This window comes from Thiocapsa rosea (genome assembly GCF_003634315.1).
Classification (GTDB): domain Bacteria; phylum Pseudomonadota; class Gammaproteobacteria; order Chromatiales; family Chromatiaceae; genus Thiocapsa; species Thiocapsa rosea.
On sequence record NZ_RBXL01000001.1, the window covers coordinates 5399348 to 5414514 of the forward strand.

General features: G+C 64.1%; 11 protein-coding genes. 8 read left to right on the forward strand and 3 right to left on the reverse strand.

Annotated features, from left to right (window positions below):
• The first annotated feature begins 28 nt into the window (after positions 1-28).
• Positions 29-946, forward strand: coding sequence for a hypothetical protein (locus BDD21_RS24065; RefSeq protein WP_120799325.1), 918 nt, complete (start codon positions 29-31; stop codon positions 944-946).
• 106 nt (positions 947-1052) lie between these two features.
• Here BDD21_RS24065 and BDD21_RS24070 read toward each other — a convergent pair whose 3' ends face one another.
• Entirely contained in the window at positions 1053-2315 is a 1263-nt protein-coding gene (locus tag BDD21_RS24070; protein ID WP_120799326.1) for an MFS transporter, read from the reverse strand.
• 144 nt (positions 2316-2459) lie between these two features.
• Positions 2460-3404: an AEC family transporter gene (locus tag BDD21_RS24075; RefSeq protein WP_120799327.1), complete on the reverse strand. Its 945-nt coding sequence runs from the start codon at positions 3402-3404 to the stop codon at positions 2460-2462.
• A 568-nt stretch (positions 3405-3972) separates the two neighbouring features.
• Here BDD21_RS24075 and BDD21_RS24080 point away from each other — a divergent pair.
• Entirely contained in the window at positions 3973-5958 is a 1986-nt protein-coding gene (locus BDD21_RS24080; RefSeq protein WP_120799328.1) for an alpha-amylase family glycosyl hydrolase, read from the forward strand.
• A 14-nt stretch (positions 5959-5972) separates the two neighbouring features.
• On the opposite strand, the gene BDD21_RS24085 is transcribed toward BDD21_RS24080, so the two are convergent.
• Positions 5973-7871 carry a mechanosensitive ion channel family protein gene (locus tag BDD21_RS24085; RefSeq protein WP_120799329.1) on the reverse strand — a complete coding sequence of 633 codons (1899 nt, stop codon included), beginning with the start codon at positions 7869-7871 and terminating at the stop codon, positions 5973-5975.
• A 383-nt stretch (positions 7872-8254) separates the two neighbouring features.
• Between BDD21_RS24085 and BDD21_RS24090 the strand changes: the two genes are divergently transcribed.
• From BDD21_RS24090 to BDD21_RS24115, 6 genes are all read left to right on the forward strand, one after another.
• Positions 8255-9358 (forward strand): linear amide C-N hydrolase, encoded by a 1104-nt coding sequence (locus tag BDD21_RS24090; protein WP_120799330.1) that lies wholly within the window; start codon positions 8255-8257, stop codon positions 9356-9358.
• 26 nt (positions 9359-9384) lie between these two features.
• The gene (locus BDD21_RS24095) at positions 9385-9696 is read left to right on the forward strand and encodes a YtcA family lipoprotein (protein ID WP_120800109.1); all 312 of its coding nucleotides are present in this window, start codon (positions 9385-9387) and stop codon (positions 9694-9696) included.
• A gap of 3 nt (positions 9697-9699) precedes the next feature.
• Positions 9700-10767: a multidrug transporter subunit MdtN gene (mdtN, locus tag BDD21_RS24100; protein WP_120799331.1), complete on the forward strand. Its 1068-nt coding sequence runs from the start codon at positions 9700-9702 to the stop codon at positions 10765-10767.
• On the forward strand, positions 10733-12664 hold the full coding sequence (locus BDD21_RS24105; protein WP_120799332.1) for an FUSC family protein: 1932 nt from the start codon (positions 10733-10735) through the stop codon (positions 12662-12664). The genes mdtN and BDD21_RS24105 overlap by 35 nt, the downstream gene beginning before the upstream one ends.
• Positions 12661-14193 (forward strand): TolC family protein, encoded by a 1533-nt coding sequence (locus tag BDD21_RS24110; RefSeq protein ID WP_120799333.1) that lies wholly within the window; start codon positions 12661-12663, stop codon positions 14191-14193. The genes BDD21_RS24105 and BDD21_RS24110 overlap by 4 nt, the downstream gene beginning before the upstream one ends.
• A 234-nt stretch (positions 14194-14427) precedes the next feature.
• Positions 14428-15087, forward strand: a complete 660-nt coding sequence (locus BDD21_RS24115; protein ID WP_120799334.1) for a potassium channel family protein — start codon at positions 14428-14430, stop codon at positions 15085-15087.
• Positions 15088-15167 lie beyond the last annotated feature (80 nt).

The window sequence follows — 15167 nt, forward strand, 5'->3', positions numbered from 1 at the left end:
GGTCAAGTTTCAAGCGGAGGAAAACACCATGACCGAATCCACTACGACCAGGCTGCCGAAGACCCACCCAAACCCCGAAGGGCCGGTCACACTCTATTATGAAATCCGCGTTCCGAATCCGGAACAAGCGAAGGTCATCGATAAGATCGATGCGCTGATTGCCTTCATGCAAGGCAAAACCGGTTATCTGAGCCTCTCGCTGAAGCAGATGACAGGTGAGTCGACGATGGTCAAGAACTATCCTGAACATCTCAAAGGCGTGCTCGCTGAAGGGTATATCGACAACCCGAAGGTCCCCGGTGTTTACTCGCTTCTCGTGCGCTTCGCGGATCTTGAGGCACTCGAATCATCCGGTATCCAGTCGTGGTTCGAAGAGAACATCGCCCCGTCGCTCTTCGCTTACAGCGGGACAACGAAACCGCCGACCAAGACAGGGATCGCTCTGGAGGTCTTCAAGGGCGTTTTCATCACCGTTGCCGCCGGTGACCGCAGCGCCATTTACACGACCCCGCACGAGATTCGCCATTTTCTCGCGCATCCGTCCGACGAGGTGGGCAATGCCTCTGTCACGGTCGAGAATCACGTCATGATCAACGACCGACAGGTCGCGCAGTTCAATGAGAAGGTCAAGGTCCTACTGAGCATTGCGCAGGAGACGTGCCGCCCGGACGTGAACGATGCGGATTATGACGATGCGTATCCCGACGGTCGGGAAGGATCGAAGGACAACCACCACTACCGCAAGGCGGTCACCACCGAGATCCTGCAAAATGCCTATCCCGACGGCGATCTGCGCGCCTACCTGATGCACGGCGTGTGGGAGAGCGTTTACGATCACGAAAACTCCCATATCGACCCGCGTTTTCAGCAGGCTGCAGGCCCGGTCGGGGCGTCTGTGGTCAGTGGGCCGGTCGAACCCTTCTATCGCACGATCAAGCAAGGCTGAAGAGGCGGACGAGTGCAGCCCCAGGCAACGCAGCGTTGGGCCGACTGCACCGGGTCAACGCTCGGACCTTTCCGATGTTATAGGGCGACCGAGAAGCTCGCCGGGATCAGCGCGTGACGGAGCGTCGACGTGTCGCGATGCCATAAGAAAGCGTGGTGACGAGATTGACCCCGGCCAACAATGCAAACATCGCATTGAAAGACTCCGGCGGATGCTCCCCGGGAGCATCGGCAAACACGTCGATCAAGGCGCCGGAGGCCGCCAGCAGGACGCCCGCGCCGCCGATGGCACTAAAGCTGAGCAGCGTTATCCCCCTCACCAGCAACTCCTTCGGCACCCACTCGCGCATCTGGGCCACGGCTAGCGGATAGCCGGCGCTGACGAGACCAAACAGGATGAGCCACATCGGAAGCCACGGCCGCCCGAGCAGGCCAGCCGCCGGCAGCGCAAGCAGCCCGGCCAGCACCAGACCGCCGACCAGGGACAGAGTCACGGCACTGATCGCAAGTCTCGGCGCGGCACCCCAGGCCAGGGAGCCTGCGGCAAACGCGCAGGCTGCCAGCGTCAGGAACTGCGCCGCTTCGACCCCGGTGAATGCATAGACGGACCGCAGCCAAGACGCACCCCAGCCGGCAAAGAGCACGACGGAGGCACCGGTCATGCCGATCTGGAATGCGACCAACCCTGCAACACCCGGCGCGCGTGCAACCCGCCGCACACCGGTCCGCATGGCCTGCCAGGAGTTGGTCGCTTCGCCAGGCGTCCAAGCCGCATGCCTCAGCGAGATCAACATCGCCACCCCGAGGCTGACGGTCAGTAGCGCCGACAGGCCGTAGCCGGTGCGCCACCCAACCGCAGCCACGAGCCAAGCAAAGGGTGCTGCGGCGACCAAAAAGCCCAGCCGCCCGATACCGGATTCGACGCCGGAATAGGTCGAGAAGCGATCTGCGCTGACACGGGCAGAAATCAGGCCCATGATCGCGACATAGATCGGCGCGGCGCCGATGCCGATTGCGATCCGTGCGCCCAACAGGGCAGCGAACCCCTCGGCGGCCGCGAATGCCAGAGCCCCACCCACCAGCATCAGAATCGAAAACCCCAGTACCCTAAGCGGACCAACGCGGTCCATCGCAATCCCCAGCGGGATCTGAGCGATGGCAAAAGCGACGAACAGCGCAGCGGCGAGCATACCCGCCTCGGTGGCTGAAAGCGCGAATGCGCGCTCCAGTTCCACTTCGACCACCGCCATCGAATTGCGCAGCATCATCGACATCAGGTAGAACAGGCCGGGCACTGCGACCAACAGAGCCATGGAAAGCGCCGAAGGATCCGTCGGCCGGCGTACATTGATGGTATTCGATGCAGTCATGCAACCCCCACGGCGAGAACGGCGGCTCCCGACGGCGCGCCGACGACGACGAATTACGCAAGCCACTTGGCCAACATCTGTATCGCCGTCGCAACCAGCAGGATGTCGGAGAACCGGGCAAGCGTATCTTGCGGCACGGCCGGATCACCCGAACGCGATCACCATCAACGGAATCGTGAGCAGCGACAGCAGTGTCGTGAACAGAATCAGTGATGCGGCAAGTGTCCCGTCACATCCGGACTGCCGCACGAAGATCGCCGACAACGCGGTCACCGGTGCCGCGCCTTGCAAGATCAGGGTTGCGGTGATCGACTCCGGCAACGACCAGAGCCAGGAGCCGACGGCCAACAACGTCGGCTGCAGCACGAGCTGAACGGCAGCCACGAACGCGAACAGCGGCAACAGGTTGGCGATGGTGATCGGCTTCAGCATCAGACCGATCGCAAGGCCGACGAGGGGCAGCAAAGCCGCCTCCAGATGATCGAGCGTCAGAAACAGGGTATCCAGCGCTAGGTTTCCGCCGCGCGGAAGCTCAAATTGGCCCCACAGTATTCCGGCGATCACGGCAGGCACGATCGGCGAACCCAGGACGACCCGGGCCCCGGCACCGAGCGACAATCCGTCGCGCCGGCCGTAGTAGGACGCGATCAACGGGCCGAGAATAAAGAGCGGCAGCTCAACGCCCAAGACCCCGATCAAGATACTCTCCTGCAGGTCCAGTTCCGGATGGGCGATCTCCACGAGCGGGATCCCGACCAAGGTCGCCGAACCGAAGCCGGTGCATAGGATCAACGCACCAAGTTGTAACCGCCCCAGGTGGAGCACCCGCGTACCGACGTACCAAGCGAGCGCCATCAGCATGAGCCCGCTCAGGAAAAGCATCGTCGGCGCCTTGAGCATGTCCGCGCTGATCGGATGCGCCGAGAGGTGATTGAAGACGAGCGCGGGCAGAATCAGCAGCGTGATCACCCGAGAGAACACCCCAGCGTGATCCTCGGTGAGGGCGCCCGCGCGCCGCAGTACGAGGGCAGCGATGATCAAGAGCACCAGCAGGAGCATCGCTTCGATGATCGGTGTGTATAGCGCCATGGACGATTCTCCGCGTCGAGTTTGCTGTGGTGTTGGTCGTATTGCGCCGTGGGGAGTGAGGCACCGCTCGGCGGCGCTCTTCAAGCTCGAATTGCCAAAGCCGGTCGCATGTGACTTGGACTGCTGAAAGCCGAGCACTCATAGCATCCATGGGTTGAGTATGCCAGCGTGACCGTTTATTCTCCATATCGGCATAAAACTCGATTTCTTAAACGCTTGGAATCTAAACCGCGTCCAGAGCGAGATGCTCGCTTTCGCGTGAGTTCGCCGTTGGGTGCATCCACGGCTCTTAGCGGGGACGCGGTTTAGAAATTTATATTTCTTAATACTTTAAACCGCGCCGGCTCCGACAACGATCGGAGCCGACGCGGCCAAGCCAATCCAACACACTACGCATACCGCGCTGGGTGCGGTTTAAACCGCACCCAGAGCGAAATGCGACATTTTCACTTTGCGTGTGGCTTCGGGGATGTCCTCGATCTCGGTGAGACGCGGTTTAGACGGTCTGACGTTTGCCCGTGAATAAGCCCTACGTCACCAAGCCATATCCCCCGAGGTAGGACGAGCGATGCAGAATCTGCTGCGGATGAGCCCAGAGAGTCGCGCGGCATTCGTGCGGCTCCGGGGTCGGCATGCCGAGAAGCTCGCCGATCGCTTCGAGCCACGCGATGCCGACATGTTTTGGCTGAGGATCGAGCGCTGGTTCGAGGATGCACGCCGGCCCATTCTCGCCCTCTACGGCGACCGTGACGACGCCGTAGCACAAGCCGATGCCATCTTCGATTGCGTGGTCGACGGTTACTTGGCACGACCTGAGTCGTTGCGCCTCTTGGACCTCGAGCGGCAGCTCACACCCGATTGGTTCGAGCGGCCGGATATGATCGGTTATGTGCTGTATCCGCAGCGCTTTGCCGGAGCCCTGCGCGATGTACAAGACCGACTCGATTACCTGCAGGAGCTGCACATCAGCTACCTGCACATCATGTCGCTGCTCAAGCCGCGACCCGGCGAGAACGATGGCGGCTACGCCATCATGGATTATCGGTCCATCGCCCCGGAGCTCGGAACGCTCGAGGATCTCCGGGCGCTAACCTCTGCGCTGCACGGGCGCGGCATCGCACTCTGTGCGGACTTGGTGCTCAATCACACGGCCGCAGAGCACGACTGGGCGGAGCGGGCGCGCAGCGGCGACCCGAAGTATCTTGCGTACTACCACACGTTCAGTGACCGCGAGCTCCCGGATGCCTTCGAGCGAAGCTTGCCGGAGGTTTTCCCCGACGAGGCACCCGGCAACTTTACCTTTGTTCCGGACATGGCCGATCACGGGCGCTGGGTCTGGACGACCTTCAACCGCTTTCAGTGGGACCTGAACTACAGCAATCCGGCGGTCTTTCGCGAGATGCTGGCCATCATGTGCTTCCTGGTGAATCAAGGCGTCGATGTGCTTCGACTCGATGCCGCACCCTTCCTGTGGAAGCGGATGGGCACCGACTGCCAAAATCAGCCGGAGGTCCAACTCCTGATCGAGGCCTACCGAGCCTTGATGCGCGTGGTTGCGCCCGGCGTGATCTTCAAGGCCGAAGCGATCGTGCCTCCCGACGACCTGCTGCGCTACATCGGGGTCGACGCCAATGCCGGCAAGCGCTGCGAGCTGGCCTACAACAACCAGTTCATGGTGAATTTGTGGAGCGGTCTCGCAACCCGCAAGGCAACCCTGGCCACCGCGGCCATGCACATGGCACCGCGGCTGCTGCTTGGTGCGACGGCCATCCACTATGTGCGCTGCCACGACGACATCGGCTGGGGAATGAGCGACGAGACCCTTCGCGAGATCGGCGAGGATCCGACAGCGCACCGTCATTTTCTCAATGATTTCTACACCGGGCGTTTTCCCGGCTCGTTCGCGCGCGGGGCCTATTTTCAGTTCGACCCAGCCTCCGGAGACGCGCGTATCAGCGGAACCACGGCGTCGCTCGCAGGGCTGGAGCGGGCGATCGAGATCGGCGACCCGGCCGAAATCGACTTGGCCGTCAGCCGGATCCTGCTGCTGTATGGTCTGATCCTGGGGCGAGCCGGGATTCCGCTGATCTATATGGGCGATGAGATCGGCATGCTCAACGATCCGAGCTATCGGGACGATCCGGAGCAGGCCCACGACAGTCGCTGGCTCCATCGCCCGAGAATGGACTGGACAAAGGCCGAACGACGTCATGATCCGCGCTCGCTCGAAGGGCGGTTGTTCGAGGGCATCAAGCGATTGATCGAGGCGCGGCGCTCCCATCCACACACGCACAATTTCGGTCTGTTACATCCCCTATGGAGCGACAACGTCCACGTGCTCGCCTTCGCCCGCCACCGCAATGATGGCCATCTCTTGGTGCTCGCCAACTTCAGCGAAGACCCACAAAGCGTGCAAGGCGATCTACCGCGTCACGCGGGCCTCACCGGAGAGCTCACCGACCTCATCGACGGGAATCCGTCGACCGATGCGAGCGGTCGCATCCAGCTACCACCCTACGGTCTGCAATGGCTTGTCGGCAACGGTCGGCTGTGAATGGGGGCGTCGCCTCAACCCCGATCTGCGCCGGGCGAGCCTTCGGGCGGATAGTCGAGCGTGTCGCTGATACGCTTGCGTTGCGTCTCGTCCAGGTCCGGGAAGGGCAGTTCGTGGGCGGCGGCCCATTCGCGCACCTGCTGCTCCGCCGCTGCGCGCGCGTTCGTGTCGAGTCCCGCGTCGCGCGCCATGTAGACCACCTGCGCGGGAAGTCCGAAGCCCGTTCCCGCCTGCGTGACCTGTTTCATCACACGCAACATGATGTCCTCCTGAATGGCGAGGAATTCCGAATAGCCGGTGGTGCGGATGTAGGCGCGCAGCTCGACGGTGAGCGCATGGTCGCGAAAGCCGACAAAGCGCACCCGGATCGGCTCCTCTGCGGTATGGATGGTCTTGGGGTGGGCATGCAGCAGCTCGCGCAGTTCGGCGAGCAGGTAACGCAGTTGATCGTCGCCGGTCTCGTGGCGCACCGCGAAACGCTGCTGCAACAAGAACCGATCGCAGGCACTGAGATTGACGATGTTGCGCTCGGCCAGGTCGGCGTTGGGGATGGTGATCAGGGTGCGGTCGAGCTGGCGGATCTTGGTGGAGCGCAGGCCGATGGCCTCGACCCTGCCGACCGGGTTCCAGCCCTCGCCGTGACGCTCGTCGAAGCGGATCAGGTCGCCGACGCGGATGGGCCGATCGGCAAACAGGTTCAGCGCACCGATGAAGTTCTCCAACGTCGGGCGGGCGGCGAGCGCGACGGCCAGGCCACCGACACCGGCGCCGGCCACCAGGCCGTACACCGGGATGCCGAGATCCTGTGCCGCGGAGAACAACAGCACCAGGATGGCGAGCAGGGTGACGACGCGCGCGCTCCAGCGCACCAGACTCGGATCCAGGTGCTTGTGACCGCTCGGGGGCATGGCGTTGAGAGCATCGGGAATCCAGCGCGCGAACAGCAGGATCGTCCAAATCAGGGCCAGTCCGGAGGCCAACTCGGCGAGGTAATCCGGCCAAGCGGTTACCATTCCGGTGACCTGCACCTGGTCGTCGAGAAAGGCGCGCAAGAGTTGCATCGACACCAGCATCGCGAGCGGGGCAACCAAGCGTCTCAGCAAGGTCCCGACACGGGCATCCCAAGCGCGGCGCCGCGACCAGCGAACCACCACGACGATCAGGGCCAGCGTCGAGGCCAGGCTCGCCAGCAGCATGCCCCATTTCCAGGCGACTTGACCGGCGATGGGGCGCCGCGCCCACTCCGGCAGTCGCTCGATCGTGCGCGGCGGCAGCATCCAGCCCGAGAACCCGAGTGCGGTTCCGGTCAGGTCTTGGACATCCTCAATGCGCGAGGGGCGCAGATAGGGCAGCTCGCGCGCCCGCTCGGCATAGGTTCGTGCCGAGGCGATTGTCTCGGGGCTGAACAGGAACGCCCCGGCGCGCTCCCCTTGCTCGACGCGTTGGATGACAATGCCCGTACCTGGCAGGTGCCATCGCGGGGATGGGTCGGCCGGTGCAACCGTGCTCGTATCGGTTGCAGCATCCGGGATCGCCTCGACGGGCGGGAGCTCGACCCGCGCGATCACCTCCCAGAGCCAGATGATCGTCGCGGTGGCAATCTCATGCTGCGCGGCCGGCGCGACACCACTGAGATCCATCAAGTGCATGCCTTGCTCCACTGCCCGCAGGAACGCCCGCTGGGTCTCGGCACTCGGCGCCGTTCGGTAGTCGGCATAGCGCTCGGCGATCGTGTCGGTGAGCGCGAGAAAGCCGCTGAAGGTGGCGCGCGGCGAGGTGGTGTCGGGCGGGCCGAGCATGCCGGTCGCGTCGGCGAACGCCATGCCCGGTGTCCAGCACAGCATCCAGATCAACAGTAGCCGGACGACGGATGCCGACGGCGACACGGCCGTGCGGAAAAAAGGGTTGTTCATGCCTGATCCATTCGCCCGCTACATGCGCGACGCTTCCGATTCGTGCTCGAGAAGTGGCCTTTCGTGCGAGAGCATCGTGCCAAAGCGAAGCTGTTTGAGTCTGGGTCTACCGTATTGATTGTATCGCGATAGGTGGCCCGATTGCGGTTATCGGTATTCCGGATGTGCTTGTTGTTCCCGTTCTGTTCGGCATCGGCTATCATCCCCCCATTGATCGTGGACATGAAACGCACCTTCAAGGTCTTTTGCGCCGTATCCGGTCTCGTACCCCATGAATGAAGCGAAAACGGGCTTCCGATGCTTTCGGTTGCGTCGGTGTATCGGCCGGATGTGGAGCGCGGAATCGGTAACGACACCAGCGCCGAAACAGTCAGGAGATCGTTATGTGTACATCGCTCGTCTATCGTGACGCGGCCGGCAGGTCGTATTTCGGGCGGACGCTCGAGCTCACGGTCGATCTGCCCTATCGGGTCGCCTGGTTTCCTGTGGGCTACGCCATGAGTTCGCACGTCGCGGATCATCCGCCCGTCAGCTTCACGACCCGCTACGGCGTGCTCGCCATCACCATGCCGGCGCGGATCCCGACCAAGGACGACCCCATCGGTCCGGCGGACCTCAAGGTTCTTGAAGGGCTGAACGATCAAGGTCTGACCTTCAGTCTGCTGTCCTATCCGATGGCTGCCGGGGCCGAGGCGCAGGTTCCGAGCCAGACTGCGGTCCTTTCGGCGTCTGATCTCGGGCTCTGGGCGCTGGGGCAGTTCGGCTCCGTTGCCGAGGTCAAAGCGGCGCTCGCCACGCAGCCAGTGAAGCTCGAGGCCCTCGCCATGCTGGGCGGCGTGGTGTCTCCTTTCCATTATCTGGTGAACGACGCCACCGGCGCTTCCTTCGTGATCGAGTTCCACAAGGGTGAGATGTCGGTCTACGACAATCCCGTGCGGGTGATGACCAATGGGCCTCGCTTCGACTGGCATTTGACGAATCTCGACAACTACACGTTCCTCAGCAACGTGGATCGGCCGACCGCGACCTTCGGTGACTATGCGGCGACTCAGCCGGATTCGGGTGTCGCCACCACGGGCTTGCCGGCGTCCAACACATCGGTCGGGCGCTTCGTGCGCGCCGCGTTCTACGCCCAGTACACCGAGAAGGCCGATACGCCGGACAGGGCCGTGACGACACTCGCCCATGTGATGAACAATTTCGACCGGCCGCGGGGGGTGACGATCGATCTTCCCGAGGCCGGGATCAGTCATCTGGAGGTGAAGGGTCTCGATGGGCCGGGCGGTGGTGCGGCCACCGAGTTCACCTGCTGGACGAGCCTCTCCGACCTGGACCGCAAGCTCTTCTTTCTGCGGTCTTACGACGCCTGCAACTACACGCGCTTCGACCTCACGGCGCTCGCCGGAGCAGACAAGCTACTGGTGTTGCCGTTTCAGCGGTTTGGCGGTGATGCGGCAGACGGCACGGCGACGCTGAAGGCGGCGTGAAGCCCGGGTTGATCGGGGAGAACGCGATGCGTCGTCAAGAACTCGCTTCGCGCCTCATCCTTGGAGGCACAGCCGCGCGGCGACTCGCTCTCCCTGCGCCCCTGTTGCTCGGGCTGCAAGGCTGCGGATACACTGCGAGCCCATCGCTGCCGTTCTACGGTGCCTATTTCCCCTACTGGCTGTTCTGCGCCGCCCTTGGCGTGTTGGGCTCCGTGCTCGTGCGCACTCTCCTGATACGGTTGGGAATCGACGAAGGAATGCCGTTCCGGACGCTCGTGTATATCGCGCTCGCCTGTCTGATTGCCTTTGCTGTCGCAGCAACCGTCTTCGGGCGCTAATGCATGGCCAAGTCCGCCTATGCGCGAAAATACACGGTTGGCGGCATCATCGTTGCGCTGGTGATCGTCATCGGAACGGTGTTCTCGGGATGGTTGTACTTTCAACGCGCCGCGAACAATCCCATGTCCGAGGACGCCGTACTGACGGCGAGTGTGGTGAACGTCGCCGCCACCATCGCGGGACGGGTCGTGACCATCGCCGTGGTGGACAACCAGCGTGTCGCCGCGGGCGATCTGCTGTTTGCGATCGATCCCGAGCCTTACAAACTCGCCGTGGCGCAGGTCACGGCGGACCTGCGACTCGCCGAGGCGACACGCGACGCTCAGCGTCGGACGATCTCGGCCGAGCAGTCGAACGCGGCCGTCGCCGCCGAGCAGGTTCGGCGCGCCCGCACCAACCTCGCGCTCGCCGAGGCGACGCTCGCCCGGCTCTTGCCCCTGGCGCCGAAGGCTTATGTCACTGCCCAGCAGGTCGACGATGCCCGTACCGCGCGCGACGACGCACAATCCAGCCTCGATCAAGCACTGCGCCAGGCCGACGCCGCGGATGCGCTGGTGACCACGCTCGAGGCTTCGGATGCGCTGGTCGCCGCCCGGCGGGCGGCGCTGGCGATCGCAGAGCGAGACCTGGCTGCGACGCATGTACGTGCCCCCCATGATGGACTGGTGGTCGGCCTGACCGTCTCGACCGGCGAGATCGTCGCACCCGGTCAGTCGCTCTTCACGCTGATCGACACCGAACATTGGTATGCCTCGGCAACCTTCCCCGAGACCGAGCTTTCCCGCATCGCGATCGGCGACTGCGCGACCGTCTATGTGCTGGCCGATCGTTCGCGTCCCGTCCTCGGGAGGGTCGAAAGCATCGGCTGGGGGGTCATCTCCGAAGATCTGGTGAATCTGCCCCGCGGCGTGCCCTATGTTCCGAAGTCGCTCAACTGGGTGCGCATCGTCCAGCGCTTCCCGGTGCGGATCAGGCTCGACAACCCACCCGCGCCGCTGATGCGATTGGGCGGGTCGGCCGTTGCGGTGGTGCGGCATGGCGAAGACTGTGGCGTCGTCGCACCCGAGTGACGCTGTCGAAGCGCCGCCGTCGCTCTGGCGCCAGGCGCTGGAGGACCTGCAGCCGTTTCCGGGCCGGGCCGGGATGACGTGGCGGGTCGCGTTGCTGTGCGCGCTGGTGACCGGTGCGGCAATGATGTTCGAGATCCCCGAGGCGGCGATCAGTTGCTACCTGATCATCTTTTTGATGAAACCCGACGCGGTGGTGAACATCGGCACCGGCATCGGTTTTCTGGTGCTGCTGCCGGGACTCATCGCCTTCCTCGTCTGGGTCGTGAACCTGACCAGCGGCTCGACCCTGCACATCATGGCGGCGATCGTCATCACCTCCTGCCTGTTGCTCTACCTCGGCGCGGCGACGCAATTGGGCGAGCAGGGCAGTGTTGCGGCGCTGATCATCGCCTTCGTGCTGACCTTGATCGTCCAGGCGCCGTTCGGCGACGCGGCAACCTTCGCCTTGCGCGAGGCCTGGGCGATGGCCGCACTGCCGATGATCCTGATGATCGGCTTCAATCTCGTCCTCGGCTTTTCGCCCGTGACGCTGTTGCGCGACACGCTCCGAGCCCGGCTGGCCGCCGCCGCGCAGGCGCTGGAGACGGGCGATCCGGCACGGTTGCGTGAGCTGCTGCGCGAAGGGAACGCGCCCTTCGACCCGCAGGCGCTGGCGGCGCGGGTGCTGCGGTTCGTTCCGCACGCGGCCGCACGGCAAATCGCGGCGGATGTCCGGGCGGGCTTTGCACTGATGCTCGCGGTGTCGGCGCTTCCCAAGGATCTCGAGTCGAGCCGTCGCGTCGCGCTCGCAGACCACATCCGTGCGGCCCACACCGCGCTCGGCGAGGGCGAGACCCCGCCGATGCCGCCTGATCCGCCTGCAAACGCCGATCCGGCCGAGCGCGCGGCATGGGACGCACTGGGCGTGCTCGCCGGAGCACCCGAGCCCGAGGTCGTGCCGGCACCCAAGACGCCCTTCATCGCCCCCGATGCGCTGACCAATCCCGCCTACACCCGCTTCGCACTCAAGACCACGGCGGCGGCGGTGATCTGCTTTCTCATCTATACGGCGATCGACTGGCAGGGGATCCATACGGCGATGATCACCTGCTATGTCGCCGCGCTCGCCACCACCGGCGAGACCGTGCATAAGCTCGCGTTGCGCATCACCGGGTGCCTGATCGGTGCGGCGATCGGGGTCGCTGCGATCTTCTGGGTCATTCCCCACATCGACGGGATCGGCGGGTTGATGGCCCTCGTGTTCCTCGGCTGCCTCGTCGGCGCATGGGTCTCGACCGGCCCCGAGCGCATCGCCTACGCCGGTGTACAGATTGCGCTCGCGTTCCTGTTGACGGTGCTGCAGGGCTTTGGGCCGAGTGTCAGTCTCGACACCGCACAGGGCAGGATCTTCGGCATTCTGCTCGGCAATCTCGTGGTCTATCTCATCTTTACACGCATCTGGCCGGCGCCCGTCGAGGGCGAGGTCCGTACCTTCTTTGCCGAAGCGCTCTCGGAGCTGACGCGGATGGCGCGGCTTGCACCCGAGCGTCGAGCGAATGCCGTGAGCAGTGCCGCTGCGGTTGAAGCGTTCGCCGGCAAGGCCGAGGAAGCGCTGCGCGTGCTGCCCTTCGAGCCCCGTGGGTTGCGGCCCACACCCGCGCGCGAGACGGCGCTCTATGGCGCGGTCACGCAGATCGAGGCGCTCAATCGCACCATCTGGTTGAGTCGCGATGCTGACCTCGAGCACACCGCCAGGCAGCTCGAGCGTCTCGCTGAGCGGTTTCGCGGACCTGTCGGAGAAGCCGAACCCCACGCCGGCTTCGGTCCTTCGGCATCGCCGGCTCGGCCTGCCGCTCCAGCGCCGATCGCCGGCCCCTTTACCCGCCCACTCGACCAACTCCAGGGAGCCGCAGGATGAGGGTCCGCCATTCCTTAGCGCGCGTCGCCGGGGCTGCAGTGCTTACGCTGGCGCTGGCTGGCTGCGCCTCCAACGCGGCGAACATGACCTCCGCGTCGGCCGATCAGCCTTGGACGCCTCGCGGCGACGAGGAGACAGGCTTGTGGAGTCTCGCGCCCGCTGCGCAACCTGCGCCGGAGGATGGGGCTCCAAACTTCAGAATCCCCGCGGATTCGGCACGCGCACAACTCGCGCAGCCCGAGGGGATCGATCCGGCACGCGTCTATAGCCTGCCCGAGCTCATCGATCTGGCACAGCGGGCGAACCCGGCGACCCGAGCCGCCTGGCAGCAGGCTCGGCAGGCGGCGCTGGCCGTCGGCATGGTGGAGGCGACCTACCTGCCCGTCATCACCGCGAGTGTGATCGGCGGGTATCAGGACCTGACGACGCCGCTGCCGGAGGTGCTCGGCGAAAGTCTCAGTTTCGAAACTACCGAAGAAGGTACGGCGCAGATTCTCGCGCTGCAGTGGCTGATTTTCGACTTCGGGCAGCGCCAGGCACTCGCGGCTGCGGCTAAGCATGCGGCGATCGCGGCGAACGTCCTCTTCAACGGCACCCATCAAAAACTGATCTTCGACGTCTCGCAGGCTTACTACGTCTATGGCGCCGCGATCCAGCGACGCGGCTTTGCCGAAACGGCCTTGCGCAACGCCGAAGCGGTCCGGACCGCTGTCGAGGCGCGCGAGGCGCAGGGGCTCGCCACCAGCGTGGAGACGGCACAGGCGCGCCAAGCCGTGGCACAGGCCGAGTTACGTCGGGTCCAAGCCGACGGGGGAGAGCGCGATGCGTATCAGAACCTGCTCGCCGCCGTGGGCGTGAACGCCGATGTGAGGGTCGATGCGGTGAGTGCCGCCCGCCGGCCGCTCCCGGCGCCGGCCTCTGCATCGCTCGAGGCGACGATCCAACTGGCGCTTTCGCAGCGGCCCGACGTTGCGGCAAGCTACGCGGCGATGCAAGCCAGCAAGGCCGGTGTCAAAGCCGCGCAGGCGAACTATCTTCCCAAGGTCTATGCCGGCGGCAACATCGCTTCGGGCTCGGGCAACTTCGATGTGTCCGGTTTGCCCTCGATTGGCCAGCAAGGCTCGGGTACGGGCCTGCTCGTGGGGGTGACCGTACCACTCTACGACTCCGGTCTGCGGACGGCTCAGGTTAAAGAGGCTGAATCCCGGGCCGAGATGGCCGAGGATGAGTTTCAACGGGTGCAGACCGCAGCAGTAACCGAAATCGTTGCGGCCCGCAACGCGCTGCGGACCGCGCTCGAATCGCACCGTGCCGCCACGGCGCTCGTCGGTGCCGCCTCGACCACTTATGATGCCGCCTTCGCGGCCTACCGCAATGGCGTCGGTACGGTCGATGCGGCGACAGCGGCCGACACTGCGCTGCTCGATGCACGCGAGGCTCAGGCAGAGGCGCATGCGGCTGCACTGATCAGCGCGGTGAACCTCGCCTTTGCGGTCGGCTCGCTGACCTCGCGCGAGAGTCTGCCCTAAACCGCGCCCAGAGCGACATGCGTCGTTTTTAGTGTGCGTTTGGCCTCCGAGATATCCTCGATCCCGGTGAGACGCGGTTTAGGATTTAAGATTTTTAATGCTGGGTTAAGTTGCTTGCGGACCCCTGGAAGGCGCCTTCATGACCGCCGAAACGCAAATAACTGCCTAAGCGTTCTGCGCAAGGTCCATCGCATGTTCAATATACATCGCGGGAATCAAGCAACGAGCAGTTTCATGCGCGACTCCGCACCCGAAGAGCGCCCGGTCCGCTTCGCCATCCTGCTCTTCAGTCTGCTCGTTCTCGGCGCCAGCAGCGGCTTTGCGACCATCGGCATTGGGGAAGTACTGGGCAACATCGCTGCATCAGCGGTCCTGCTCGCCGGACTGGCCTCGATGTACCACAACCGGATACTACTCGTTGTCGGCTGCGTGCTTTTGGTGCCGGCACTCGCCGCCCGCTGGACCTTTTTCTGGCTCCAAGCCTCGGCGCTGGCGCCGATCTCGATCCTGTTCTCGCTGCTGTTTACCGGATTCAATGCAGGCGCACTCTTCCTCTACATCCAGCGTCGCGGATCACCAACCAACGACACGGTTTACGGCGGCATCTGCGTCTACATCCTGCTCGGCTACTGCTTTGCGCTCGTGTTCATGCTCCTGGAGATACTTGTACCGGGTTCGTTTTATTTCGCGCATGATGCCCCGGTCGGCATCCCGCAGATCGAGAGTCAGCTGATCTATTTCAGCTTCTCGACCTTGACCACCGTGGGCTTCGGCGACATCACTCCATTGACGCCGCCGGCCAAGTCGTTCGCGATGATCGAGGCCGTTGTCGGCCCGATGTTCGTCGCGGTGTTTCTCGCACGCTTGGTTGGAGTCCGGACCTCAAGCCACTAAAGCGCGCCCAGCGCGTTATGCGATGTTTTTGGATGGGATCGGCACCGGCAGACGTGACGACCGTTGGAGCTGGCGCAGTG

Coding starts and splice junctions, on each gene's coding strand:
- BDD21_RS24065 (WP_120799325.1), top strand. CDS start 29: ATGACCGAATCCACTACGACCAGGCTGCCGAAGACCCACCCAAACCCC.
- BDD21_RS24070 (WP_120799326.1), bottom strand. CDS start 2,315: ATGACTGCATCGAATACCATCAATGTACGCCGGCCGACGGATCCTTCG.
- BDD21_RS24075 (WP_120799327.1), bottom strand. CDS start 3,404: ATGGCGCTATACACACCGATCATCGAAGCGATGCTCCTGCTGGTGCTC.
- BDD21_RS24080 (WP_120799328.1), top strand. CDS start 3,973: ATGCAGAATCTGCTGCGGATGAGCCCAGAGAGTCGCGCGGCATTCGTG.
- BDD21_RS24085 (WP_120799329.1), bottom strand. CDS start 7,871: ATGAACAACCCTTTTTTCCGCACGGCCGTGTCGCCGTCGGCATCCGTC.
- BDD21_RS24090 (WP_120799330.1), top strand. CDS start 8,255: ATGTGTACATCGCTCGTCTATCGTGACGCGGCCGGCAGGTCGTATTTC.
- BDD21_RS24095 (WP_120800109.1), top strand. CDS start 9,385: ATGCGTCGTCAAGAACTCGCTTCGCGCCTCATCCTTGGAGGCACAGCC.
- mdtN (WP_120799331.1), top strand. CDS start 9,700: ATGGCCAAGTCCGCCTATGCGCGAAAATACACGGTTGGCGGCATCATC.
- BDD21_RS24105 (WP_120799332.1), top strand. CDS start 10,733: ATGGCGAAGACTGTGGCGTCGTCGCACCCGAGTGACGCTGTCGAAGCG.
- BDD21_RS24110 (WP_120799333.1), top strand. CDS start 12,661: ATGAGGGTCCGCCATTCCTTAGCGCGCGTCGCCGGGGCTGCAGTGCTT.
- BDD21_RS24115 (WP_120799334.1), top strand. CDS start 14,428: ATGCGCGACTCCGCACCCGAAGAGCGCCCGGTCCGCTTCGCCATCCTG.